Origin of the sequence: uncultured Methylobacterium sp., from assembly GCF_964244095.1 — a bacterium.
Lineage (GTDB): Bacteria > Pseudomonadota > Alphaproteobacteria > Rhizobiales > Beijerinckiaceae > Methylobacterium.
In genome coordinates this window covers 1-22,725 of record NZ_CAXTHR010000067.1, presented here as the reverse complement: position 1 = coordinate 22,725, position 22,725 = coordinate 1, and the positions used below count along the sequence as shown (strand labels likewise).

The following is a 22,725-nucleotide window of genomic DNA, read 5'->3' as shown; positions in this document are numbered from 1 at the left end:
AACCCGCCTCGACCGCCCGCGCCGTCGGACCCGCACCCGGCAGGACCGTACAGCCGCCGGCGAGGCAGGCGGTCAGCGCGAACAGCGCCGTCGAACGCAGCATCATCGAACCCTCGCAGCCGCGTCCCGCGAAGCGGGACCGGCCCTCATCCCTGTCGGCGCGCATGGTCCTCACGCGAATCCGATCCACCCCGCTCCGACACGGGCACGCCCCGGAACACGGGCCTCGCACCACCGCGCGAGCGGGACCGTGACGGTGCGCGCCAAAGCCTGAGATCGCTTTAACGCGGCCCGGCGCGCCGCCGGGACATCGGCCGGCATTGCGTCACGACCGTGGCACGGCCACGCTTGATAATGCCACGCTTGATAAGGTGACGCTTGGCGAGATCGCGATCGCCTCGTCCGCCGCGAGCGCCCCCCTGAGCCGGCGGCCGAGGTCATGCGCCGTCCGGTCGACGCGCCGCGGCGGCGCGTCCGCGTGGCGGCCGAAGCGGAAGATCGCGTAATCGGTCGTGGTGCCGCCGAAGCCCGGCCGGCAGTTCGGCAACGCGGGCGCGTGGTCGCCGAAGACGCAGAGCGTCGCGTCCCGCCCCTCCAGCCCGGCCACGAGAGCCTCGACCATCCGCCCGGTGCCGGCGACGTGGTGGAGGTACTGCGCCAGCGGATCGTCGATGCCCGGCAACCGTCCCGGCTTCCAGGGTCCGTGGTTCTCCATGGTCACCCCGAACACGAACAGCGGCCCGCCGCGCGCCTCGACCTCGGCGAGGATGCGGGCGCCGAACGCCGCATCGCTCACGTAGGGGCCGGCCCGCGCTGCGCCGGAAAAATCCGCCTCCATCACCAGCTGTTGGAAGCCCAGCGCCTCCATCACCGTCGCGCGCTGGAAGAAGTCCCGATGGAACGGGTGGACGAAGGTGGTCGCGTAGCCGTGCCCGCGGGCGAGCCGCGCGAGGCTGCCGGGCTCGTGGCCGCCGCTGGCGAGGTAGGGGTCGAACACCCCGAAGCCGAGGTCGTCCGGGCTTCGGCCGGTGAGCACGGCGTGTTCCGTCCGCATGGTGTAGGCCCCGTGCGCCGGAACCCGGAGCCGCCCGTACTCGGCGGCGCGGGCCCGGATCAGGTCCATCAGCGGCAGGTGCGGACCGCCGAGGCGTTCGGGATCGACGAAGGATTCGAGCTGGATCACCACCACGACCGCGTCGCCCGCTGGCCCCGGGCGCGCGGCGGCCTCGGCCGGCACCGGCACCGGCACCGGCACCGCGCGCTCGGCGCGCCAGCGCAGGGTGTGGACCGTCAGGCAGGCGGGCAGGCCGACGCGGGCGATGTCGGCGTCGAGATCGGGGTTCGGAAAGCGTCCGGCGAGCCAGCGCGCGAGCGGCGGCCGGGCGGCGGCCAGCACCACGGCGAACAGGCCGAGGGGCAGCGCGAGGATCGCCGCCAGGCGCCCGGCGGCGGCGTCCGGCAGCAGGCTCGGCTCGGCGCGGTACCAGAGCGCGACGCCGGCGAGCCCGAGGAGGAACGGCCCCGCGACCCGCGGGCTCGTGACCGGGGGCACGTAGTAGAGCTGGGGATGGCGCGGCACCTGCGGCAGCAGGGCGAAGTCGCTGAACACCAGCGCCTCGCCGACCACCGCGCGCTTCAAGCGGCTGACGAGGTGGAGGACCGCCACCGTGAGCACGCCGCTCGACGCCGCGAGCCAGGGACGCCAGGAGAACGCGAACCAGAACAGCACGATCAGCGCGTAGGCGGCCAGCCTGATCGCGAGATCGGCCGGCCTCCGGCCCGGTCCGTCGCCGGCGGTGGCCTCGATCGCGAGGCAGAGGACGACGGCCACCGTCATCGCGAGAAGCAGGGACATGGTGTTCGGTTCAGCCTTGTCCGGGCTTGCCGTCGCCCGCATCGACGCCGCGGCGGGCGCGCAGCGCGCGCACGATCGGGTTGAGCAGGCGGTAGCGCGCGCGCAGGGTGAGCCGGCCGAGCCGGCCGAGCGCCAGGGCGGTGGGCGGCGCGGAGGCGCGGGCGGCGCTGAGCCGGTCGAGGAGTTGCTCGGGGCCGCACGGCTTCATCGCCACCGGATCGAGGTAGCGCGGATAGAGGATCAGCGTGCCGGCGACCAGCTCGTCCAGCGTCAGGGCGCGTCCGCGGGCCGCACCGGGCGCGAGGTCCTCGGTGAGCCCCCAGCCGGCGTAGAACGGCCGCCCGTGCGTGGCAACGCTCAAGCCCCGGATCAGCGCCTCGAAGCCCGCGAGCGAGGTCATGGTCTCGACGTGATCCACCCGGTCGAGCAGGTCGACGATGCTCAGGCCCGAGACGATCCGGTCGGCGAACGTCAGCGCCTCGGCCTCGGGGATCGCGCCGGGCCGGAACCCGGCCTCGACATCCGGGTGCGGCTTGTAGAGCAGGAACGCGTCCGGGTCGCGGGCGCGCGCCGCCGCCAGGAGGGCGCGGTTCGAGCGTATGTGCGGCGAGCCGTGACGGACGGAGGCGTCGTCCTCGACCTGCCCCGGCACGAGCACGATGCGCCGGCCCATCGGCCAGTCCCCGGCCCCGACGGTGAGGCCGACGTTGTACTTGCTCAGCCGCCGCGCGACGATCGCCGCGCGAAGGGCGCCGGCCCGCGCTACGAGCGCGTCGGGGAAGCCGGCCTCGGCGAGAATCCGCGAGAGCCGGCTCTCGCGCCGGGGGTCGTAGTAGATGCCGCAATCGTCCACGACGATCGAAGCGCCGGGCCGCAGGCTCGCCCCGAGCCCGACGGAGCGCAGGAAGCCGTCCTCGACGCGGGCGAACGGCACGCCGGCCTCCGTGCAGGCGGCCTCCAGCGTCTCGGGCGTGCGGGTCGCCCAGGCCAGCACCTGCCCGTCGCAGCGCCTGGCGGCGGCGACCGCCTCGCCCGCGGTCATGGTGTGGATCGGCCGTCCCCCCGGTCCGAGGGCGAAGGCGTCGAGCGCCGGGCGCTTCCAGCGCGAGATGCCGACATAGACGACGCGGCGTCCGTTCTCGGCAAACCGCGCGCGCAGCCACGCCACCCGCTCGGCGCAGGCGTCGCGGCCGATCGGGGCGCGCGTCCACGGATCGAAATGGTGGATGCCGGGCTCCTCGGCGCCGCCGACCGGCTCGTCCCCGAACAGGATGCGTAGGCTCGCGAACCCTGTCGCCGCGGTATCGTAGGGGCTGAGGAGCGGCCCCGGCGCGACCACGAGGACGGGCCACCGCGCGAGCCGCAGCAGCCGCGCCGCCGGCCCGTCCGCGCCCCACGCCACCGCCGCCGCGCCGGCCACGCGCGGAGAGCCGAAGGTCCGGCCGGTCGCGGACTCGATCTCAGGGCGCAGCCACCGAATCGTCCGTCCGGCCGCGAACAGCGAGGGAGGGAGGGTTGAATGCATCACCTGTTCGATCGACGGCAGGGTTCGGACGGGGGCGCGGGCCGCGGCACGGGCTTTAGCCCATCTCGGGGACCGCAGGCGAATGGTACGCCGGCTCCCCGGCCGGCATCGGACATATCGCCGCCGCGATTGGCTCCTAGCTCGACAGGGTCGGTCCGGCCGCGAGGGCGTTGCGGGACGGCCACGATCCGTCGAAATCGCGCGGTCCCGGGATCGCGTCGGATTGCCGGGTCCGGGCGTCCGTGCGACCTCTCTCCGCCAGCTCGGACCCGCCTATTCACGCCGACCGGTGAAGGACAGAGCACCTCGGAATGCTTCAGCCTCGCCCAGATCCCGTCGATGCGAGCCCGGCGACCTTCCTCTTCCTGCAGGGCCTCGCATCGACCTTCTTCTCCGATCTCGGCACGGCCCTGGCGGCACGGGGCCACCGGGTCCGGCGCATCAACTTCTGCCCCGGCGACTGGCTGTTCTGGCGCGGCGGTAGCGACCATTACCGCGGCACGCAGGACGCCTGGGGTGCGTGGCTCGACGCCTACGTGGATCGCGAGGGCGTCACCGACATCGTGCTGTTCGGCGATTGCCGCCCCTACCACGCGGTCGCCCGCGCGGTCGCCGGCACCCGCGGCCTGCGCGTCCACGTGTTCGAGGAAGGCTACATCCGGCCGAACTGGATCACCTGCGAACTCGGCGGCGTGAACGGGCACTCCTCCCTGCCGCGGAACGCCGCGGCGATCCGGGCGGCGGCCCGCCGCCTGCCCCAGCCGGGCCGGGCGATGCCGTCCACCGGCGACATGGCCCGCCGCAGCGTCTGGGACGTCGGCTACAACCTCGCCAACATCTGCTTCCCGTACCTCTACCCGCGCTTCCGCAGCCATCGCCCGACGCATGTCGCGATGGAATATGCGGGCTGGATCAAGAAGTTCGTCCACCGCGGCCGATCCCGGCGCGAGGCCGCCCGCTGCAACGCGATCTACAACGCGGTCGGCTGCGACTACTTCCTGCTGCCGCTCCAGCTCGACAGCGACTACCAGATCCGGGTGCATTCCCCGTTCTTCGGGGTCGAAGGCTTCATGGACCGGGTGATCAAGTCCTTCGCCGAGACCTCGCAGGCGCCGACCCGGCTCCTGGTGAAGCTGCATCCGCTCGATGCCGGGCTGATCAACTGGCGCAAGTTCGCCCGCGCCTCGGCCCGGCGCCACGGTGTCAGCGAGCGCCTCGACTTCATCGACGGCGGCGACCTGCCGGGCCTGATCGCGGGTGCCCGCGGCATCGTGATCGTCAACAGCACAGTCGGCATGCTGTCGCTGGAGATGGGCCGCCCGACGCTCGCGGTCGGCACCGCGATCTACAACATGGCCGGCCTGACCCATCAGGGCGACATCGACGGCTTCTGGACCGACCCGACCGCGCCGGACATGGCGCTGATGGCCGATTTCCGCCGGGTGGTCCTGCACCGGACGCAGGTGAACGGCGGCTACTTCTCGAAGGCCTCCATCGCGCGCGCGGTGAGCGGCGCCGTGCCGCGGATGGAGGCGGCGCTGCCCGACGCCCTGGTCGCCGCTGCGCGCACGATCCGCGCGGGCGGCGCGGGCGACGGGCGTCTGGCCGAGGTCTATTGATCCGGCGGACCGGCGCGGGGTAGCACCCGGCCCATGCCCCATATCCTGATCACCGGCGCGTCGAGCGGCATCGGCGCGGCGCTGGCCCGCCGCTACGCCGCGCCGGGAACCCGCCTCACCCTCAACGCCCGCGATCCCGGCCGCCTGGAACGGGTCGCAGCGGAGTGCCGGCGGCGGGGCGCCGAGGCGTCGATCGTCCCCCTCGACCTGCGCGACCGCGCGGCGGCGCGCGCCTGGATCAGGACGCTCGACGCCGCCGCGCCCCTCGACCTCGCGATCGCCAATGCCGGCATCAACGGCGGCCACCCGGCCGGCGAGGTCGAATCCGAGGAGACCGGCTTCGAGACCGTAGACATCAACCTCGTCGGAACCCTCAACGTCGCCCTGCCCTGCGTGACCGCGATGACGGCGCGGGGGCGCGGGCAGATCGCCCTCGTCTCCTCGCTCGCGGCCTACGCACCGCTCGCCGACGCGCCGTCCTACAGCGGCACCAAGGCGGCGCTCATGGCGCACGGGCTGGCGCTGCGGGCAAAGCTCGCGCCGAAGGGCGTGCGGGTGAACGTGGTGATGCCGGGCTACGTGAAGACCCCGATGGGCGGCGCGCTGAAGGGCTGGCGCCCGCTGGAGATGAGCGCCGACGCGGCCGCCGCGTGCATCGTTCGCGGGCTGGAGCGCAACCGGGAGATCGTCGCCTTCCCCGGCCTGCTCTTCCACCTCGCCCGGGCCGGGCTCGTCGCGCCGGAATTCCTGCGCCGCGCAGGCATGCGCGCCCTCCGCTTCCAGATGCGGCCGCGACGCTGATGGCGCCCCCGCGGATCGCGCTCTTCGCCCTGGAAGCGTTGCCCAATGCCCGGGCCGTGCGCCGGTTCGTCGCAGACCATGCCGGCGACATCGCCTTCGTCGGGCTGTCGAACGCCGAACGCCCCTCGACCGGGGGCCTCGTCGGGCAGGTGCGGCGGCACCTCGCGCGCTCCGGGCCGGCGTTCCTGCCCTACCTCGCGGTGAATTTCGGCCTGCCGGACCTGCTGCGCCCGGTCGCGCCGCTGACGCAGCGGCTCGCCGGCACCACCGGCACCCCCGAGGCGACGCCGCTCACGACCCTGTGCCGCGGCTTCGGGATCCCGACGCTGACGGTCGACGACGTCAACGGGCCCGAGGTCGCGCAGGCGCTCCGCAGCCATGCCCCGGATCTGATCGTCACCTTCCACTTCGACCAGATCCTGTCCGGGGCCACCCTCGGTGCGGCCCGCCTCGGCGGGCTCAACGTCCATCCCGGCCTGCTGCCGCGCCATCGCGGGCCGGTGCCGACGATCCACGCGCTGGCCGACGGCCCGGACGCCTTCGGCGTGACGATCCACCGGCTCGCCGTGCGGATCGACGCCGGCGCGATCCTCGAACAGGAGGCGGTCGCGCTCCCGCCGGACGTGACCGCGACCCGCGCCGCCGTGCTGCTGCACGCGCACGGCCGGAGGCTGCTCGACGCGGTGCTCGAGACGATCGCCCGCAACGGTGCGGTGCCGGAGGGCCGGACCGTCCCGGTGCTGCCCTACTGCCCGTTCCCGGACGGCGCGTTCCTGAAGGCGATGCGCCGCGAGCGCCGCTACCTCACCGATGTCGGCGACCTGCGCGAGGCGCTGAGCCTGTCGGGACGCGGACCGGCGCCGGCGTGACGCGCCGGGATCAGTCCGGGAGGCGACGCGGCGGCGCGCGCCGGTAGGCCACGCGGGCGAGCGCCAGGGCGCCGCCGAATTGCAGCACGCCGTTCTCGGCGAGCGCGTGCGGAGCGAGGTGCCACTGGATCAGCAGCCGCGTCAGCGCGTTGAGCGCCACGAGGACGATGCAGAAGGCGGCGGCGGCAAGCAGGGCGGCTACGAAATCGGGCATGGCTCGGCATCCCACTCTCGGAGAGGCTCAAGCCTAGCAAGAACCGAGCCGGACGCCTCGGCCGGCCTCGGTCGCCTGCATCGACGGCCGCCCGTCGAAGCCCGGGAACCGCGCGGCGAGCGCCGCGCGACACGCCCGCGCGGATCAGCGCCGCACCGACGGCCTGGCCGACGGTCTTCCGGGTTGTGCCGCAGGCGTCGGGGCCTGGGCCGAGGCGGGCGCGGCGGCGCGCGGCGTCTCGACGAACAGGCGTTTTACCGGCCAGCCGTCGGCCCAACGCTCCATGTCGCTCAGGCGCGGGTTGGTCTTCAGAACGCTCGCATCCTGCCCGGCGAAGGCCGCCGCCGTCGCGAGGTCGAAGGTCTTCCAGAAGGCGAGGTAGTCCAGCGTGTCGGCACGGGCGTTGTTGATCTGCGCCACGAGCGTCTGCTGTTCGCCGCTGAGCGCCATGTCCGCCGACCACTTGAACGGCGGCGGCTTGGCGTCCTTCGGCTCCGCCGGCAGCTTGATCGCGCCCCCGTCGAAGGCCGCGTCGAGGCCGGCCGGTGCGGCGAGCGTCGCGCTCAGCACCGGGAAGCCGTGGTCGTCCGAGAGCGCGCGCAGGAACAGCTTGCGCTCGATCGGGACGCCGCTCGCCTCGCGGAGCAGCCGGCGGGCGGCCAGGTCCGCCGCGCGCGCCTCGCGGTCGCCGATCATCGTGATGAGCAGCGTCTGCGGCGCGATCGCTGCGAGGTCGCCGAGTTGGATGCCGCGGGCCTTCGGGCCGCTGGCGATGCCGCCGGGCATCACCCCGAACACTAGCTTGGGCACCGGCAGGCCGCGCCCTTTCGCGTCGGCGGCGATGTTCATGGCGATCGGCACGCCCGCAAGGTGACCGATCAAGGCAACCCTGGCCAGATCCGGCTTGGCCTCGGTGTCGGCGGAGACGGCGTCGAACGCCGTCTTCAGGGCGGCTTCCGCGTTGGCGGCGGCATCCGCCGGCCGGGTGCGGTTCACATCCTGGAAACGCGGGAACAGCACGAGACAGCCCCGGCGGGCGAGGTGATCGATCCAGGCGCCGTAACTCTGCGGGTTGACCGCGCCCCAGCCATGCAGGAACACCACCACGGGCCGCCCGTCGGCCGGCGCCGCGCCCGCGGCATGGAACACGAACGTGGACGCCCCGAGCCGTCCGACCGCGCGCTTGACGATGGTGAGCTTGCGGTCGCCGATGCCGCCGGGCCCCTCGTTCGGCTGCGGCGGCGGTGCGGCTGCTGCGGCCGGCAAAACGCCGGCCAAGACACCGACGAGGACACCGACCAGGCCGAGGGCCAACGGACCGCAACGGGCTTTCAGAAACATGGACGGCTCGATCACTTCGCGCGCCCGACGGACCGCGCGGGCGGGGACACAGGGTCGCTAAGCAGGCATTCGTAGGTCGCCCCACGAATGCCTGCTTCGATCTCTTTGGTGCCGCATCATTTTTTTCGCGCGAACCCGCGGCCACTTCGCGCAATGATGCTTAGGACGATGAACGCTTCGTTCCGCCGGACCCTCCGACAGGAGCACCGCTTGCGGATCGAAGCCCTGATCGCCGTGGGAGCCTATAGCAGATTCGTCCAGGCCGGCGATGCGTCGGCCCGGACGCCGCGTGGTCTGCGTCAGGCGACGTGCCCGCTCGCGGCGCGAGTGGCGTCGATGCGATAGGCGAGCGCGAGCAGATGCTCCGGCGTCGGCGAGAGGACGGCTGCGTAGGCGTCGCGCAGGTCGCCGCCGAGAAGATCGAGGTTCTGCGTCTCGGGCGCCGAGCCGAGACCATGTCCGATCCGGCGGCCGATCGCGGCGTGATTGAGGGCGACGGTCTTCATGACGGACCTGTTGGCGCGCTGCGTCGTCTCGGCTGGGGAAGAGATGCAAAGCTGAGTGAGACCTGCAAACGTCGTCGATGCCTCACGTATCCATCGCGCGCGGTATTAATTTTCCCCCGGGGCCGATCACCGAGGGCTCGGGCGGCCTGCCGGCCACCTGCCCGACCCAGGCGAGGATGTCCTCGGCGCGCCAGGGCTTCGGGATGAAGGTCGCGGAGACGCGCAGGTCGCTCGGCTGGTCGCCGGCGTCGCCCGACGTGAGCAGCACCCGCACCCGCGGCCAAGTGACGCCGATGATGCGGGCAAGCTCGAAGCCGCCGATCGGGCCGGGCGTGCGCACGTCGGAGAACACGACGCTGACCTCGTCGCCGCGGTCGTTGAGGATCGCGAGCGCCCGCTCCGCGGTCTCGGCCTCGATGACCGTGAAGCCCGTTTCCTCCAGAAGGGTCGCGGCGAGGAAGCGTTCGTCAGGCTGATCCTCGACCACGAGGATGACGGGTTTCGGTCCGGGCGGGTCGACGTCGCTCATGGCCGGGACACTCTGGGCGGGCCGGATGGTCGGATCGGCTGTTCATCGCCATCGTCGATGAGACCGGCAGGCGCGTCCGTGCAAGCACGGACTGCCCCTTCCATCCTGGCATAAACCGTCCGCGCCGGCCGTGTCAGATAAGGCACAGCCCATACCCATCGACCGGGCGGTCGCGGGACCGGCCGGAGGACAAGCCCCGAACTGGCCGGTCGCGTCGCTCAGCCGACGCCGTTGGCCTTGAGGAAAGCGAGCGCCCGGCGCCAGCCGTCCTCGGCCGCGTCCTTGCGGTAGCTCGGCCGGTAATCGGCGTGGAAACCGTGCGGCGCCTCCGGATAGACGACGAGCTCGACGTGTCTGCCGGCGGCCTTCGCCTTGTCGCGCGCCGCCTCGACGGAGGCCACGGGGATGCCCGTGTCGGCGCCGCCATAGAGGGCGAGCAGCGGCGCATGGATCTCGCCCGCGCGTTCACCCGCGCTGCGCGGCTGGATGTCGGAGGGCTCGCCGCCGAGCGGGCCGTACCAGGCGACCGCCGCCTTGAGGTCGCGGCGGTGGGCGTCGTAGAGCCAGGCCCCGCGCCCGCCGCGGCACCAGCCCATCGCCCCGAGCCGCGCCGGGTCGCCCTTGGCCGCCGAGGCCGCCCAGGCGACGGTGGCGTCGAGATCGCCGATCCACTGGGCATCCGGCGTCTTCGAGATCACGTCGCGGACGATCACCTTGACGTCGCTCATCTGCGAGAGGTCGCCCTGGCGCGCGTAGAGCTCCGGCGCGACGGCGCAGTAGCCGGCCTTGGCCAGACGCCGGCAGATGTCCTTGATGTATTCGTGGACGCCGAAGATCTCCTCGATCACGAGCACCAGCGGGAACGGCCCCGCCCCCTCCGGCACCGCGCGGTAGCCGGGCATCGGCCCGTCGGCCGCCGGGATCTTCACCTCGCCGGCCTCGATCCCGGTGGCATCGGTGTGGATCACCTGCGCCTCGACCGGCGTCACCGCCAGCGTCAGGCCGCTGATCAGGCTGGTCATCACGAAGCCGCGGCGCGAGAGCGGCGGGGTGATCAGTCCGTCGAGACCCGCGGTCCCACCGTCGCCATCGTGCTGCATCGGGCCCTCCGTTCGATGTCGGCCACCGCAACACGCCGCCGCGCCCGGGTCAATCGGAACGGCCCCGGCCGCCGATACGATCACGCGGTCGTGGAAACCCGCCCCGGGCGCCGGTGGGCGGGCGCGGCCGGGCGCTCCGGCAGCGGCCGCGTGCGCAGCAGGTCGGCGAGCGACACGAACCCCTCGGCCCCGGCCCCCTGTCCCGCGCGGAAGCCGAAGCCCAGCGCGAAGGACTGCGTCAGCCCGGTGTCGCGCGCGATGCCGAACCGGTCCAGCGCCGTGAGGAACGCCTCGCGGAACAGGCTCGGCCGGCACCAGCCCTTCTCCGCCATCTGTAGCGGCCAGTCCCACAGGCCCTCAGCGCGGCGCGTGCCGAGCGACTCGCGGCCGATGAAGTAGCCGGTCCCGCGGTGCTCCAGCCCGCCGCCCGACACGGTCCAGTCGGCGTTGCGGAACAGGACGGCCTCGGTCGCGCATGCGTCGATCATCGGGTTCCTCGCTTCCTGTGCGAACGAAGCGCCGCCGTCGCGCGCTTGTTTCACGTGGAACATACGAGGAACACTGATCCGGATCGAAGCAGGCGTCAAGCGCCGCGTTCTCGATGCGTTCGCGGTGAGCGGGGGTCAGCGCGCCTTGAACAGAGGGTGCTCGACGCGGTCGCCGACCTTGAGGCCGAGCTTGGCCGCGGTGCCGGCATTGAGTTCCAGGACCGAGAGCACCGGCTCCGGCGACTGGATCACCGCGGTCGAGAGCGGCTCGGTGTCGGCGGCGATCCGCGCCACGGTGCCGTCGGCGCGGATGAACAGCATGTCGAGCGGCAGGTAGGTGTTCTTCATCCACATCGCGATCGGCTCGGACCGCTCGAAGTCGAACAGCATGCCGTGGTCCGGGGCCATCGCGCGGCGGAACATCAGGCCGCGCATGCGGTCGGCGTCGTTGCGCATCACCTCGACCTCGAAGCGATGCACGGCATCGCGCGAGCGGATGCCGAGCGGCTCGGTCCTGCCCGCCTCCTGCGCCGCGGCCGGGGCGAGGGCCGGCAGAAGCGCCGGCGATGCCAGGAGCCCGAGCGCGAGGCAGGCGGCGGCGAGCGGGGTTCTGACGCGGGACACGGCGGACACCATCAATGCGAGGACGGGACGGCTCCGTCGGGCAGCCGGACCTCGGCGGCCATGACGCCCTTGGAGCCGTCGCCGTACCGCACGAGCACCGTCTCGCCGGGCTTCAATTCGGCGATCCCGTAGCGGCGCAGGGTCTCCATGTGCACGAAGATGTCCGGCGTGCCGTCGCCCCGCGTCAGGAAGCCGAATCCGCGCAGGCGGTTGAACCACTTCACCACCGCGCTCTCCAGCCCGCTCGTCGGCGTGACGTTGACATGAGTGCGCGGCAGGGGAAGCTCGGAGGGGTGCGTCGCGCTGGACTGGTCGAGGGACAGCACGCGGAACGCCTGCCAGCCGCGCGGGCGCTCGGTCGCCTCGACCACGATGCGCGCGCCCTCGCTGGCGTTCTGGTGCCCGTCACGGCGCAGGCACGTGACGTGGAGGAGCACGTCCGGCATCCCGTCGTCGGGGACGATGAAGCCGAAGCCCTTGGCGACGTCGAACCACTTGATCCGGCCCGAGACCTCGACGAGGTCCAGCGGCTCCTCGATCTCGCCCGGATGCGTGGCACCGTCTGCCGCCCGTGAGCCCGCCGGCCCTGATCCGAACCCGTCAGACATGTCGCAAGCAACCTACATCGAATCGCGCCGCGCGGTTCACCCTGAAGATTAACGAAGTCCCGATGCGGCGAAAGCCTCTTTGCCCGGCAACCCGGGGCGCGGGTGATGCAATTGTCGACGGGCTGGCAGCGCGGCAACAGCACGGACCGGCGGCGGGGACGGTGCCGCTCCGGCGCAAGCCCGTGATCGGATTCGCAGTTTTCGGGCGTCGCGTCCGGTTCGCGCTTTCCGCGGCGCGTCCGGCACGGGCGATCACGTTCTCGTGAAAGTCTCGCCGCGCGGCGGCCGGGTTCTCCGGTGCGGCGGCGCCGTCGGCGGAAGACGATTTTCATCGCCGGACGATGGCCGGTCGCCCGGGATCGGGGGTATGGCCCGTCCATGGAAACCGATGCCCTGCCCGACCCGCCGACGCGCCGGGAGCGGCGCCTGCCGGCCATCGATGCGGCGCGCGCGGCTGCGCTCGCGGCGATGGCCGCCTACCACGCCACCTGGGACCTCGGGTATCTCCGCCTGACGCCGGAGAACGCCGCCCTCGCGCCGGCGGGGCGCGTCGCCGCGCACCTGATCGCCGGCACGTTCCTGCTGCTCGTCGGGGTGGGGCTCGTGCTGATGAACGGGCGCGGCGTCCGGGCCCGCCCGACCCTGGCGCGGCTGCTGCGGATCGGCGCCGCGGCCGGGCTGATCACCCTTGCGACCGCTTTCGCGTTTCCCGACAGCTACATCTTCTTCGGCATCCTGCACTGCATCGCGGCGTCGAGCGTGCTGGCGCTGCCGTTCCTGTTCCTGCCCGCGGTCGCCACGGCGCTCGCCGCGGCCGTGGTCGTGGCGATGCCGCATCTCGTCGCGCATCCGCTGCTCGACGCGCCGGCGCTGTTCTTCCTCGGCCTCGGACGGCAGGCGCCGCAGACCAACGACTACGTGCCGCTGTTCCCGTGGTTCGGGATCGTGCTGTTCGGGGTCGCCCTCGCGCGGTTCGCACTGCCGCGGTTCGCGCCCTCGCGGCTCGGCCTGTGGCGCCCGCGGAGCGCGGGCGCCCGCGCGGCGACCTTCGCCGGCCGGCACAGCCTCGCGATCTACCTCGTCCACCAGCCGCTGCTGCTCGGCGCGCTGACCGGGGTGGCGATGCTGACCGGGCCGCATCCCCGCGCGGGCCTCGCGACGTTCCGGGCGGCGTATACGGCCGACTGCACCCGCACCGGGGGCGAGCCAGCCTTCTGCCGCATCGCCGCGCGCTGCACGGCGGCGGCGCTGCGCAGGGGCGGCCTGTGGTCGGCGGACGGCCGCGGCTTCACAGCGTCCGAGCGGGCGCAGGCGCAGGCCCTGTCGCAACGCTGCTACGCGGCGTCGGAGGGCGCGGCACCGCCGTGACCTGCGGGTCGGCCGGCGGGCATCCCGGCGAACCGGGACGGTTCAGTCCTTGGCGCGCTCGACGTAGGCGCCGTCGGCGGTCATCACGACGATGCGCGTGCCGGCCGCGATGTGCGGCGGCACCGTGGTCCGGACGCCGTTCGAGAGGGTGGCCGGCTTGTACGACGACGACGCGGTCTGGCCCTTCATCGCCGGCTCGGTCTCGGCGACCTCTAGGATCACGCGCTGGGGCAGCTCGACCGTCAGCGCCACGTCGTTGTATTGCGAGATCATCACCGCCATGCCCTCCTGGAGGTAGGGGGCGGCGTCGCCCACCACGTCGGCCGGGACCTGGATCTGCTCGTAACTCTCGGGGTTCATGAAGTGGAACCCCTCGCCGTCGCTGTAGAGGAAGGTGTGCTCCCTGTCCTCGACGAAGGCGCGCTCGACCTGCTCGGTGGTGCGGTAGCGTTCCGAGACCTTCACGCCGTCGGTGATGCGGCGCATGTCGAGCTGCGTCACCGGGGTACCCTTGCCGGGGTGGATGTTCTCGGCAAACAGGATGACGTAGAGCTTGCCGTCCTTGTCGACGACGTTGCCCTTGCGGAGCGTTGAGGCGATCACCTTCACGGGTCAGGTCCTGCGTTGACAAGGCGTGGCGCGCGCGCCGGGCGCGCCGCCCCGCGGAAGCGGCATATCCCTCGGGAGCGATATTCGGTCCCGGCACTATCCTATCCGCGGGCCGGTTGCCAGCCGCCGGGATGCAGCGTTGCTCGAAGGCCACCCGTCCTGACCCTCCCAGCCGTCCGCGCGCCTTGACCGACACCCCCTCCCCCTGGTGGGCGCCGCACCGCCATGCCGACCGGCGCCCGCGGCTGATGCTGCGCAACCGCATCGCCGCGGGGCTGCGGGCGCATCTCGCCGCGCGGGACTTCGTCGAGGTCGAGGCCGCCTGCCTCCAGGTCTCGCCGGGCAACGCGGCGCATCTTTCCGCCTTCGCCACCGAGGCGATCGGCACTGATGGCGCGCGCGCGCCGCTCTACCTGCACACCTCGCCGGAATTCGCCTGCAAGACGCTGCTCGCGGCCGGCGAGGCGCGATTGTTCAGCTTCGGCCACGTCTTCCGCAACCGCGAGCGCGGCCCGCTGCATCACCCCGAGTTCACGATGCTCGAATGGTACCGGCGGGCCGAGCCCTACGAGGTCCTCATGTCCGATTGCGCCGACATGCTGCGGCTCGCCGCGCAGACGGCCGGGATCGCCCGCCTGACCCATCGCGGGCGGACCTGCGATCCCTTCGCCGCGTGCGCGCGGCTGACCCTCGCCGCGGCGTTCGCGCGCCATGCCGGCATCGACCTGCTGGCCACCGTGGCGGCGGACGGCGCGACCGACCGCGACGGGCTCGCCGCCGCGGTCCGCGGCACGGGCCTGCGTGTCGCGCCCGACGACACCTGGGCCGACCTGTTCAGCCGGGTGCTGGCGGCGCGGATCGAGCCGCATCTCGGGCAGGGCCGCCCGACGATCCTGTACGAATACCCGGTGAGCGAGGCGGCGCTCGCCCGCCCGAGCCCGGCCGATCCGCGGGTCTGCGAGCGGTTCGAGCTCTACGCCTGCGGGGTCGAACTCGCCAACGCATTCGGCGAGCTGACCGATCCGGCCGAGCAGCACCGCCGCTTCGAGGCCGAGATGGCCGAGAAGCAGCGCGTCTACGGCGAGCGTTACCCGATCGACGCGGACTTCCTGGCCGCGCTGGCGGCGATGCCCGAGGCGTCGGGCTGCGCGCTCGGCTTCGACCGGCTGGTGATGCTCGCCACCGGCGCCCCGCACATCGAGGACGTGATCTGGACGCCGGTCGCGGGCGGTTCGGCGTGAACCGTCCTCTGCGCAGCGCCGACGACCTCGCCGCCGCCGGCCTCGTCGCGGCCGCCGACCTGCCGGCGCTGCGCAGGGTCGCGGCGCGCTACGCCGTTTCGGTCACGCCCGACATGGCCGAGCTGATCGACCCGGGCGACGCCGCCGACCCGATCGCCCGCCAGTTCGTGCCGGCGCCCGAGGAGGTCGTCACCGCGCCGGAGGAGCGCGCCGACCCGATCGGCGACGGGGTGCACGCCAAGCTGCCCGGCATCGTGCATCGCTACCCCGACCGGGTGCTGCTGAAGCCGCTGCACGTCTGCCCGGTCTATTGCCGCTTCTGCTTCCGCCGCGAGGCGGTCGGGCCCGACGGGGCCGGCGCGCTGAGCGCGGCGGAACTCGATGCGGCGCTCGCCTACGTCGCGGCCGATCCGGCGATCTGGGAAGTGGTGTTGACCGGCGGCGACCCCTTCGCGCTCTCGGCCCGGCGGCTCTCCGACATCGCCCGGCGCCTCGGCGCGATCCCGCACGTGCGGGTGCTGCGCATCCACACCCGCGTGCCGGTGGTGAGCCCCGGCCTCGTCACGGACGCAATGGTCGCCGCGCTGAAAGGCTTCGGCCGCGCGGTGTTCGTGGCGCTGCATGCCAACCATGCCCGCGAGTTCACCCCCGCCGCGCAGGCCGCCTGCGCCAAGCTCGTCGATGCCGGCATCCCGATGGTGAGCCAGAGCGTGCTGCTGCGCGGCGTCAACGACGATGCGGCCGCGCTGGAGGCGCTGATGCGCAGCTTCGTCGAGAACCGGATCAAGCCGTACTACCTGCACCACGGCGACCTCGCACCGGGCACCGGCCACCTGCGCACCGGCCTCCCTGAGGGGCAGGCGCTGATGCGGACGCTCCGCGGCCGGCTCTCCGGCCTCGCTCAGCCGACCTACGTCCTCGATATCCCCGGCGGCCACGGCAAGGTCCCGGTCGGGCCGGGCTATCTCGATGCGGCGCCCGAGGGCACGCGGGTGACCGACCCGAACGGGGTCGTGCATGCCTATCCGCCGGACGCGGAGGCGTAGGAGGACGCTCGAAGCGATGCGGCTGCGCCGCCCGCCTTCCAGCTGCGGCTGCGCCGCCCGCCTTGCCCCCCGGCCCCTGCGACCCACCTTGGGCGTGGGGCGCGCCCGCCCTCCGGAGACGCACCCCGATGGCGATCGACACCACCCTGCGCGATGCCCTCTCGGCGGTGACGGTGGCCAGCCTCGCCCGCGTCCTGGCGCGCCGCGGAATCCCGGCCTGCTCGCTCGCCGGGCTCGCCGGGGACGGGACCGTGGTGGGGCCGGCCGCGACGCTGCGGATGATTCCGGCCCGCGGCGGGGTTGCCGGCTCGCTCGCCGACGCGATCGAGGCGCTGCCCGAGGGTGCCGTCGTCGTGGTCGATACCGGCCGCTCCGGCGTAGCCCTGCCCTTCGGCGCGATCCTGGCCGCGCGTCTGGCCCGGCGCGGCGCCGCGGGGCTCGTCACGGACGGGTCGCTCGGTGCCGTGGGCGGCCTGCCGGTCTGGGCCGCCGCGGCCGCGGCGGGCGGCGGCGCGCTGCACCTTGCCGGATCGGGCGAGGCGGTGGCCTGCGCCGGCGCCGCGGTGCATCCCGGCGACATCGTCGTCGGCGGGCCGGACGGGGTCGTCGTGATTCCGGCCGACATCGCCGAGGCGGTGGCATTGGAGGCGGTGGAGCAGCAGCGCCTCGACCTCTGGCTGACCCGCGAGGCCGAGACCGGCACGAGCCTCAAGGCCCTGCTGCCGCCGGATGCGGCGACGCTCGCCCGCTTCGAGGCCGAGACGCGGAACGCCTGAGCGCCGCGCCAGCGAACCGGATCGCTTGCGGATGTTCTTCGCGCTCTCGAAGATCCTGTTTTTCCTGGTCACCCCGTCGAACCTGTTCGGGCTCGCCGGGCTTGCCGGCGTGGCCTTGTCCGCGGCGACCGCGCGGCGGCGGACCGGCCTGTGGCTCGCCGGCCTCGGGGCCGCCGGCCTGCTCGCGGGCGGGCTGTCGCCGCTCTCGGCTTGGGCGCTGCTGCCGCTGGAACAGCGTTTCCCCGCCTTCACCGAGGATCGGCCGCCCGACGGCATCATCGTGCTCGGCGGCGGGATCGAGGCCGGCCTGTCCGCGGCCCGAGGGCAGGTCGTGGTCAACGACGCCGGCGAGCGGCCGATCTACATGGCCGACCTCGCCAGGCGCTATCCGCAGGCCCGGCTGGTGTTCTCCGGCGGCAGCGGCAGCCTCACCGACGGATCGATCGCCGAGGCCGACATCGTCAGCCGCGACGCCGACATCCTCGGGCTTCCGCGCGCCCGGCTGATCCTGGAGAACCGCTCGCGCAACACCCGCGAGAACGCAGTGTTCTCCGCAGCGATGGTCCAGCCGAAGCCGGGAGAACGCTGGCTCCTGGTGACCTCAGCCTTCCACATGCCCCGTGCGGTCGGCTGCTTCCGCGCGGCGGGCTTTGCCGTCACCGCCTTCCCGGTGGACTACCGCACCCGCGGCTTGCGCGACGGCCTGCGCTTCGGCAGCTTCGTCTCCGAGGGGCTGCCGCAGCTCGACCTCGCGGCCAAGGAGTGGATCGGGCTGATCGTCTACCGGCTGGCCGGCTACACCGATGCGTGGATTCCCGCGCCGGATCAGGCCCCGGGCAGCGACAGCCGGTAGATTCCGCGGAAATCGTCCGGGTCGGCGGGCTTGCCCTTGCGCAGGATCGCGAGACGGCCGGCCTTGGTCAGGCGCACCGCGATGCGGCGTACCGGCTGCATCAGCGGGCTCCAGTTCTCCGGGGTCGGACCCGCCAGGGCGCGGGCGACCTCGGACGGGCAGATGGTCTTGCCCGGGCCGCGCTCGGCTACGAGGCGCAGCATCGTCGCCTCGATCGCGGCCTCGCTGCGGGTGAAGATCGTCTCGTCGCTCACGGCTTGGGTCCTTCCTGAGGCGGATCGCCGTCGGCGAGCAGGATCGTGCGGATCTCCGAGGCGAACTGGCGCCGCCACATCACCAGCACCACCGCCGCCGTCGATATGATGAGGAAATAAGGTCCCACGAACCAGCCGAGATAGGCCAGCGCGAAGAAGAACGCCCGCTGGCCCCGGGCGAAATGGCTGCCGGCCGCGATGTTCATCGCCGCCGCGCGGCGGGCGGCGCGCAGCGTCGCCGCCTCGGTCGCCCCCGAGCCCTTCGGCGGCACCGCCCCGAACAGGATCGCGCCGTAGTTGAACAACCGGTAGGCCCAGGCGAACTTGAAGAACGCGTAGACGAACACGACCGCCAGCCCCGCGACCTTGATCTCCCAGGTCGTGCGCGTCGCGACCGCGCCGAAGGGCAGCGTCCCGAACAGGTTGAGCACGTCGTCGCCCGAGCGCGACAGGGTGAGCACGCCGCCGAGCGCGATCAGCGAGGTCGAGGCGAAGAAGGCGGTGCCGTTCTGGAGCGAGGCGTTGATCGTGGTGTCGACGACGCGGTTGTCGCGCACGACCATCTGCCGGGCCCAGACCTCGCGCTGGCCGTTCATGATCTGGCTGAGCGACACCATCCGGCCGCGCAGACGCCCGACCGAGAGGCCGTAGCCGACCCAGGCGAGGACGAAGAAGACCAGCGCACCGAGATCGACGGGCGAGAAGGCGGAGGGCAGGTTGGGCATCGTCCCCGGGTCGGTTCGCAGGCGCTTGTTCCGCCGTGCGGCACGGGTCGCTACCCCGGAGCCGGGCCGGATGTCGAGGGCGGCGCGAGCAGGGCGCTCAGGCCGCACGCCGGTCGTCGGGTGATCGCAAAGCCCGAGCCAACCGGGCCCGCATCCTAGGGCGCGACGTCGATCCGGTCGCGGAGGGGCGGGCGATCCCGTCGCCGTGCATCACCTTCGGGCCGGCGCGCGACGCGACCGGGCAGGCGATCCGGAACGTGAACGCCGCGCGGCCGTTGCTTCCGGACGCGGAGGTCCTCGCGGCACCGTGGACGGCTGCGTTCGCACGCGCACGCGAGCGCGTGCGATGTCACGCCGTCGTCGCCGAGGCATTGGCATCTCCCTTGCGGCCACGCCAGCGATCGAGGACGGGCCGTACAGGGGAACCCATGCGAAAGATCCCGCCCGGCGTCGGTCCGAAGCACCCGCAGGTCGTCGTCCTCGTCGGCGCCACCGGCGACCTGTCGCGGCGCAAGCTCCTGCCGGGGCTGTTCCACCTGTCGCGGGCCGGCTTCATTCCCGGATGCCGGATCATCGGCGTCTCGCTCGACGACCTCGACGCCGACGGCTTCCGGGCGTTGGCGCGGGAAGCCCTCGACCAGTTCGGCACGCGGCGGGCGGGCGACGCCGATTGGGCGACCTTCGCCGGAGATCTCGACTACGTGCCGCTCTCGGCCGGCGCCGCGGCGCTGGGGGCCGCGGTCGCGCGGGCGGAGCGGTCGCTCGGCGGCGAGACCCGCCGCATCCACTATCTCAGCGTGCCCCCGAACGCCGCCCTCTCGGCCGTGCGGCTGCTCGGGGAGGCGGGCCTCGTCGCGCAGTCGCGCGTCATCATGGAGAAGCCGTTCGGGACCGACCTCGCGAGCGCCGTGTCGCTGAACGACCAGTTGCACGCGGTCTTCTCGGAGGACCAGATCTTCCGCATCGACCACTTCCTCGGCAAGGAGCCGGCGCAGAACATCCTCGCCTTCCGCTTCGCCAACGGCCTGTTCGAGCCGATCTGGAACCGCAACTTCATCGACCACGTGCAGATCGACGTGCCGGAGACCCTGGGACTGGGTCGGCGCTCGGCCTTCTACGAGGCCACCGGCGCCTACCGCGACATGGTGGTGACGCACTTGTTCCAGATCCTCGCCTTCATGGCGATGGAGGCGCCGACCTCGCTGGAGCCGGTGCCGATCAGCGAGGAGAAGAACAAGGTTTTTCGCTCGATGCTGCCGATCGACCCGAAGGACGTGGTGCGCGGGCAGTACACCGGCTACCGCGCCGAGGCCGGCGTCGATCCGGAATCGGACGTCGAGACCTTCATCGCGTTGAAATGCGCGATCGACAACTGGCGCTGGGCCGGCGTGCCGTTCTTCCTGCGCACCGGAAAACGCCTCGCGGAGGGGCAGCGCATCATCTCGATCGCCTTTCGCGAGCCGCCGAAAAGCATGTTCCCGGTCGGATCGGGGGTGGGCGCGCAGGGGCCCGACCACCTCACCTTCGACTTGGCGGACGCGGCGAAAATGTCGCTGTCGTTCTACGGCAAGCGGCCGGGGCCGGGCATGCGGCTCGACAAGCAGAGCCTGCAGTTCTCGATGAACGATACCGGCCTGATCGGCGACGTGCTGGAAGCCTACGAGCGCCTGATCCTCGACGCGATGCGCGGCGACCACACGCTGTTCACCACCGCCGAGGGCATCGAGCGGCTGTGGCAGGTCTCGACGCCGCTGCTGGAGGCGCCGCCCCCCGTGCGCCTCTACGAACCGGGTTCGTGGGGTCCGAAATCGATCCACCAGCTCGTCGCGCCCCATGCCTGGCGCCTGCCGTTCGAGCGGGCGTGGCGCGCGCCGGCCCTGCCGGTGGGCGGGTGAGGGCACCTCAGCGCGGCGCGCCGTGCCGCCAGCCGCGCAGTTCGCGCAGGTACGCCGCGGGCAGCCGCGCCGCCTCGCCCGCCGTCACGACGGCGTCGAGATAGCCGGGCCGCGGCACCCCGAACGCGGCGGAGCGGCCGAGATAGATCAGCGCGCGCCTCACGCCGCCGGCCATCGCGACCGGCTGCGACGCCTTGATGTAGAGGCCGCCCGCCACGCCCTCGTAGCGGTCGAGCGCCGGCACGTCGGCTTGCGCCAGCTCCCACAGGACGCCCCAGACCGTGCGCCGCCCGTCGCGCAGCACCGAGGCGTAGCCCTCGCGCATGATGATGAAGCGGTGGCGATGCAGGCGGCCCTGCCCGACCGGGCGCGAGGCCGGGCAGCGCGAGGCCATCGCGGCGGCGTCCATGTTGGCGCCGTAGGCGAAGTAGAGGGGCATGTGTTTTGGACGACGCTTTCAGCACATGGCTGTCGAGGACGTCCTGATGTCGTACGGTGAGCGCACCGCTAGTCGCCCGCCATGCGTCTGGCACGCTTCACGGCGCGCTCGTTGGCGAGGACCGCGGCATAGGCGCCGATCAGCACGATCACCGGGATTCCGAATACGACAAAGATTTCGCTTGCGTTCATCGTCCGAGGCTCCGCAACGACCGTCGCGCCAACCTATGTAAGAGGCCGCCGGTGCAAAGCCAAACGACGGCCAAGGCCCCTGAACCGAGGCGCCATTCGGGAGCGTTCGCAACACCGAACCCCACGGCAATCACCGGTGTCACGACACCGATCACGACGAACGCAACGGCAATGTTGTTGATGCCGGTCGCGAGAAGCTTCGTCTGTTCGATCTCGACGACATCCATCGCGACGGGGTTACCTTATCGTCGTAGCGGGAATCTGATTACGCGAATTCCAGGATCACCGCATCGACCGCTAGGCTCTCGCCTTCCCTGGCCGAAATCTTCCCCACGGTGGCGTCGCGCTCGGCGCGAAGCACGTTCTCCATCTTCATCGCCTCGACGACGGCGATGGCCTCGCCGGTCTTCACCTCTTGCCCCTCGCGCACCAGGATCTGCTTGACGAGGCCGGGCATCGGGCAGAGCACCTGCTTGCCCGAGCCCGCATCCGTCTTCACCGGCATCAGCGCGGCGAGTTCCGCCTCGCGGCGGGTGTAGACGCGGGCGTCGGCCGCCGCGCCCGCGTGCTGGAGCGCGACGCCGTTGAGCAGCCCGCGCACCTGGATCGCGGCGCGCGTCGCGCCGATCGTGCCGGTCCAGACCGGCTTGCCGGGGCGCCAGTCGCTTTCGACCACGTGCGCCGTGCCGTCGGCTTCCGTGACGACGAGGCAGTTCTGGGCCAACGCATCCTCGTGCGGATCGACGGTGACGGGATAGGCCGCGCCGGCGAGCATCACGACGCGGTCGCGCTCGAAATGCAGCAGGCCGGGGTCGCGCATCTGGCCGGAGATGCCGCGCTTGCGCAGGTTGAGCTTGTGGTCGATGGCGGCCGCCGCCGCCATCATCCGCTGCGCCACCGCGCCCGTCGGCTCGGGCGCCGCGAAGCCGTCGGGAAACTCCTCCACGATGAAGCCGGTCGAGAGCGCGCCCGCGCGCCAGCGCGGATGCGCCATCAGGGCTGCCAGGAACGGGATGTTGTGGCGGATGCCGTCGATGGCGAAGGCGTCGAGTGCTTCCGATTGGAGGTCGATCGCCTCGTCCCGCGTCGGCGCCCAGGTGACGAGCTTGGCGATCATCGGATCGTAGTGGATCGCGATCTCGCCGCCCTCCTCGACGCCGGTGTCGTTGCGCACGCGTCCGGTGCCGAACGTGCCCTCCTCCGGCGGCCGGTAGGTGGTCAGCCGGCCGATCGAGGGCAGGAAGTTGCG

The 22,725-nt window shown here is 72.6% G+C and carries 26 protein-coding genes; 9 read left to right on the top strand and 17 right to left on the bottom strand.

The window, feature by feature from the left end; all coding sequences use genetic code 11:
• Positions 1-325: 325 nt before the first annotated feature.
• Positions 326-1,855 carry an LTA synthase family protein gene (locus ACFE86_RS12240; RefSeq protein WP_375455606.1) on the bottom strand — a complete coding sequence of 510 codons (1,530 nt, stop codon included), beginning with the start codon at positions 1,853-1,855 and terminating at the stop codon, positions 326-328.
• 10 nt (positions 1,856-1,865) lie between these two features.
• The gene (locus ACFE86_RS12235) at positions 1,866-3,380 is read right to left on the bottom strand and encodes a capsular biosynthesis protein (RefSeq protein WP_375455605.1); all 1,515 of its coding nucleotides are present in this window, start codon (positions 3,378-3,380) and stop codon (positions 1,866-1,868) included.
• 311 nt (positions 3,381-3,691) lie between these two features.
• Between ACFE86_RS12235 and ACFE86_RS12230 the strand changes: the two genes are divergently transcribed.
• Genes ACFE86_RS12230 through ACFE86_RS12220 form a run of 3 tightly spaced genes read left to right on the top strand, consistent with a single transcriptional unit; the run spans position 3,692 to position 6,669 of the window.
• Entirely contained in the window at positions 3,692-4,999 is a 1,308-nt protein-coding gene (locus ACFE86_RS12230) for a capsule biosynthesis protein (RefSeq protein WP_375455604.1), read from the top strand.
• Between the two features lie 33 nt (positions 5,000-5,032).
• A complete protein-coding gene (locus tag ACFE86_RS12225) occupies positions 5,033-5,800 on the top strand; it encodes an SDR family NAD(P)-dependent oxidoreductase (protein WP_375455603.1) in 768 nt (255 codons plus the stop codon).
• Positions 5,800-6,669: a formyltransferase family protein gene (locus tag ACFE86_RS12220; RefSeq protein WP_375455602.1), complete on the top strand. Its 870-nt coding sequence runs from the start codon at positions 5,800-5,802 to the stop codon at positions 6,667-6,669. Before ACFE86_RS12225 ends, ACFE86_RS12220 begins: the two co-directional genes overlap by 1 nt.
• 10 nt (positions 6,670-6,679) lie before the next feature.
• Here ACFE86_RS12220 and ACFE86_RS12215 read toward each other — a convergent pair whose 3' ends face one another.
• From ACFE86_RS12215 to ACFE86_RS12180, 8 genes are all read right to left on the bottom strand, one after another.
• Complete coding sequence (locus ACFE86_RS12215; RefSeq protein ID WP_375455601.1) at positions 6,680-6,883, bottom strand: hypothetical protein; 204 nt, start codon at positions 6,881-6,883, stop codon at positions 6,680-6,682.
• 144 nt (positions 6,884-7,027) lie between these two features.
• Positions 7,028-8,224, bottom strand: coding sequence for an alpha/beta hydrolase (locus ACFE86_RS12210; protein ID WP_375455600.1), 1,197 nt, complete (start codon positions 8,222-8,224; stop codon positions 7,028-7,030).
• Positions 8,225-8,523: 299 nt separating this feature from the next.
• Positions 8,524-8,730 (bottom strand): hypothetical protein, encoded by a 207-nt coding sequence (locus ACFE86_RS12205; RefSeq protein WP_375455599.1) that lies wholly within the window; start codon positions 8,728-8,730, stop codon positions 8,524-8,526.
• 82 nt (positions 8,731-8,812) lie between these two features.
• The gene (locus tag ACFE86_RS12200; protein WP_375455598.1) at positions 8,813-9,259 is read right to left on the bottom strand and encodes a response regulator; all 447 of its coding nucleotides are present in this window, start codon (positions 9,257-9,259) and stop codon (positions 8,813-8,815) included.
• A 218-nt stretch (positions 9,260-9,477) separates the two neighbouring features.
• Positions 9,478-10,359: a dienelactone hydrolase family protein gene (locus tag ACFE86_RS12195; RefSeq protein WP_375455597.1), complete on the bottom strand. Its 882-nt coding sequence runs from the start codon at positions 10,357-10,359 to the stop codon at positions 9,478-9,480.
• A gap of 80 nt (positions 10,360-10,439) precedes the next feature.
• Positions 10,440-10,847, bottom strand: coding sequence for a hypothetical protein (locus ACFE86_RS12190; protein ID WP_375455596.1), 408 nt, complete (start codon positions 10,845-10,847; stop codon positions 10,440-10,442).
• Positions 10,848-10,982: 135 nt separating this feature from the next.
• Positions 10,983-11,483 (bottom strand): DUF192 domain-containing protein, encoded by a 501-nt coding sequence (locus ACFE86_RS12185; protein WP_375455595.1) that lies wholly within the window; start codon positions 11,481-11,483, stop codon positions 10,983-10,985.
• Positions 11,483-12,079, bottom strand: a complete 597-nt coding sequence (locus ACFE86_RS12180; RefSeq protein WP_375455594.1) for a cold-shock protein — start codon at positions 12,077-12,079, stop codon at positions 11,483-11,485. Before ACFE86_RS12180 ends, ACFE86_RS12185 begins: the two co-directional genes overlap by 1 nt.
• Positions 12,080-12,457: 378 nt before the next feature.
• Here ACFE86_RS12180 and ACFE86_RS12175 point away from each other — a divergent pair, with 378 nt between their 5' ends.
• Positions 12,458-13,447 (top strand): DUF1624 domain-containing protein, encoded by a 990-nt coding sequence (locus ACFE86_RS12175; protein WP_375455593.1) that lies wholly within the window; start codon positions 12,458-12,460, stop codon positions 13,445-13,447.
• A 42-nt stretch (positions 13,448-13,489) separates the two neighbouring features.
• Here the strand turns inward: ACFE86_RS12175 and efp are convergent, their stop codons facing one another.
• Positions 13,490-14,056 carry an elongation factor P gene (efp, locus tag ACFE86_RS12170; protein ID WP_375455592.1) on the bottom strand — a complete coding sequence of 189 codons (567 nt, stop codon included), beginning with the start codon at positions 14,054-14,056 and terminating at the stop codon, positions 13,490-13,492.
• Positions 14,057-14,241: 185 nt separating this feature from the next.
• Here efp and epmA point away from each other — a divergent pair, with 185 nt between their 5' ends.
• From epmA to ACFE86_RS12150, 4 genes are all read left to right on the top strand, one after another.
• Positions 14,242-15,297 carry an EF-P lysine aminoacylase EpmA gene (gene epmA / locus ACFE86_RS12165; RefSeq protein WP_375455591.1) on the top strand — a complete coding sequence of 352 codons (1,056 nt, stop codon included), beginning with the start codon at positions 14,242-14,244 and terminating at the stop codon, positions 15,295-15,297.
• Entirely contained in the window at positions 15,294-16,343 is a 1,050-nt protein-coding gene (locus tag ACFE86_RS12160; RefSeq protein ID WP_375455590.1) for a lysine-2,3-aminomutase-like protein, read from the top strand. The genes epmA and ACFE86_RS12160 overlap by 4 nt, the downstream gene beginning before the upstream one ends.
• A 128-nt stretch (positions 16,344-16,471) precedes the next feature.
• Positions 16,472-17,119: a dimethylmenaquinone methyltransferase gene (locus ACFE86_RS12155; protein WP_375455589.1), complete on the top strand. Its 648-nt coding sequence runs from the start codon at positions 16,472-16,474 to the stop codon at positions 17,117-17,119.
• 31 nt (positions 17,120-17,150) lie between these two features.
• Positions 17,151-17,972 (top strand): YdcF family protein, encoded by an 822-nt coding sequence (locus ACFE86_RS12150; RefSeq protein WP_375455588.1) that lies wholly within the window; start codon positions 17,151-17,153, stop codon positions 17,970-17,972.
• Here ACFE86_RS12150 and ACFE86_RS12145 read toward each other — a convergent pair.
• Together ACFE86_RS12145 and ACFE86_RS12140 are read right to left on the bottom strand one after the other, a co-directional pair.
• Complete coding sequence (locus ACFE86_RS12145) at positions 17,945-18,175, bottom strand: DUF3253 domain-containing protein (protein ID WP_375455607.1); 231 nt, start codon at positions 18,173-18,175, stop codon at positions 17,945-17,947. The genes ACFE86_RS12150 and ACFE86_RS12145 overlap by 28 nt on opposite strands.
• 47 nt (positions 18,176-18,222) lie before the next feature.
• Positions 18,223-18,951 carry a DUF599 domain-containing protein gene (locus ACFE86_RS12140; RefSeq protein ID WP_375455587.1) on the bottom strand — a complete coding sequence of 243 codons (729 nt, stop codon included), beginning with the start codon at positions 18,949-18,951 and terminating at the stop codon, positions 18,223-18,225.
• Between the two features lie 428 nt (positions 18,952-19,379).
• On the opposite strand from ACFE86_RS12140, the gene zwf reads away from it, so the two are divergent.
• Complete coding sequence (zwf, locus tag ACFE86_RS12135) at positions 19,380-20,846, top strand: glucose-6-phosphate dehydrogenase (protein WP_375455586.1); 1,467 nt, start codon at positions 19,380-19,382, stop codon at positions 20,844-20,846.
• A gap of 7 nt (positions 20,847-20,853) precedes the next feature.
• Here zwf and ACFE86_RS12130 read toward each other — a convergent pair whose 3' ends face one another.
• From ACFE86_RS12130 to ACFE86_RS12115, 4 genes are all read right to left on the bottom strand, one after another.
• On the bottom strand, positions 20,854-21,285 hold the full coding sequence (locus ACFE86_RS12130) for a gamma-glutamylcyclotransferase family protein (RefSeq protein ID WP_375455585.1): 432 nt from the start codon (positions 21,283-21,285) through the stop codon (positions 20,854-20,856).
• A 68-nt stretch (positions 21,286-21,353) separates the two neighbouring features.
• The gene (locus tag ACFE86_RS12125; RefSeq protein WP_375455584.1) at positions 21,354-21,476 is read right to left on the bottom strand and encodes a hypothetical protein; all 123 of its coding nucleotides are present in this window, start codon (positions 21,474-21,476) and stop codon (positions 21,354-21,356) included.
• Complete coding sequence (locus ACFE86_RS12120; protein ID WP_375455583.1) at positions 21,473-21,703, bottom strand: hypothetical protein; 231 nt, start codon at positions 21,701-21,703, stop codon at positions 21,473-21,475. The genes ACFE86_RS12125 and ACFE86_RS12120 overlap by 4 nt, the downstream gene beginning before the upstream one ends.
• Positions 21,704-21,741: 38 nt before the next feature.
• A partial coding sequence (locus ACFE86_RS12115) for a biotin/lipoyl-containing protein (protein ID WP_375455582.1) occupies positions 21,742-22,725 on the bottom strand: 984 nt, incomplete at its 5' end.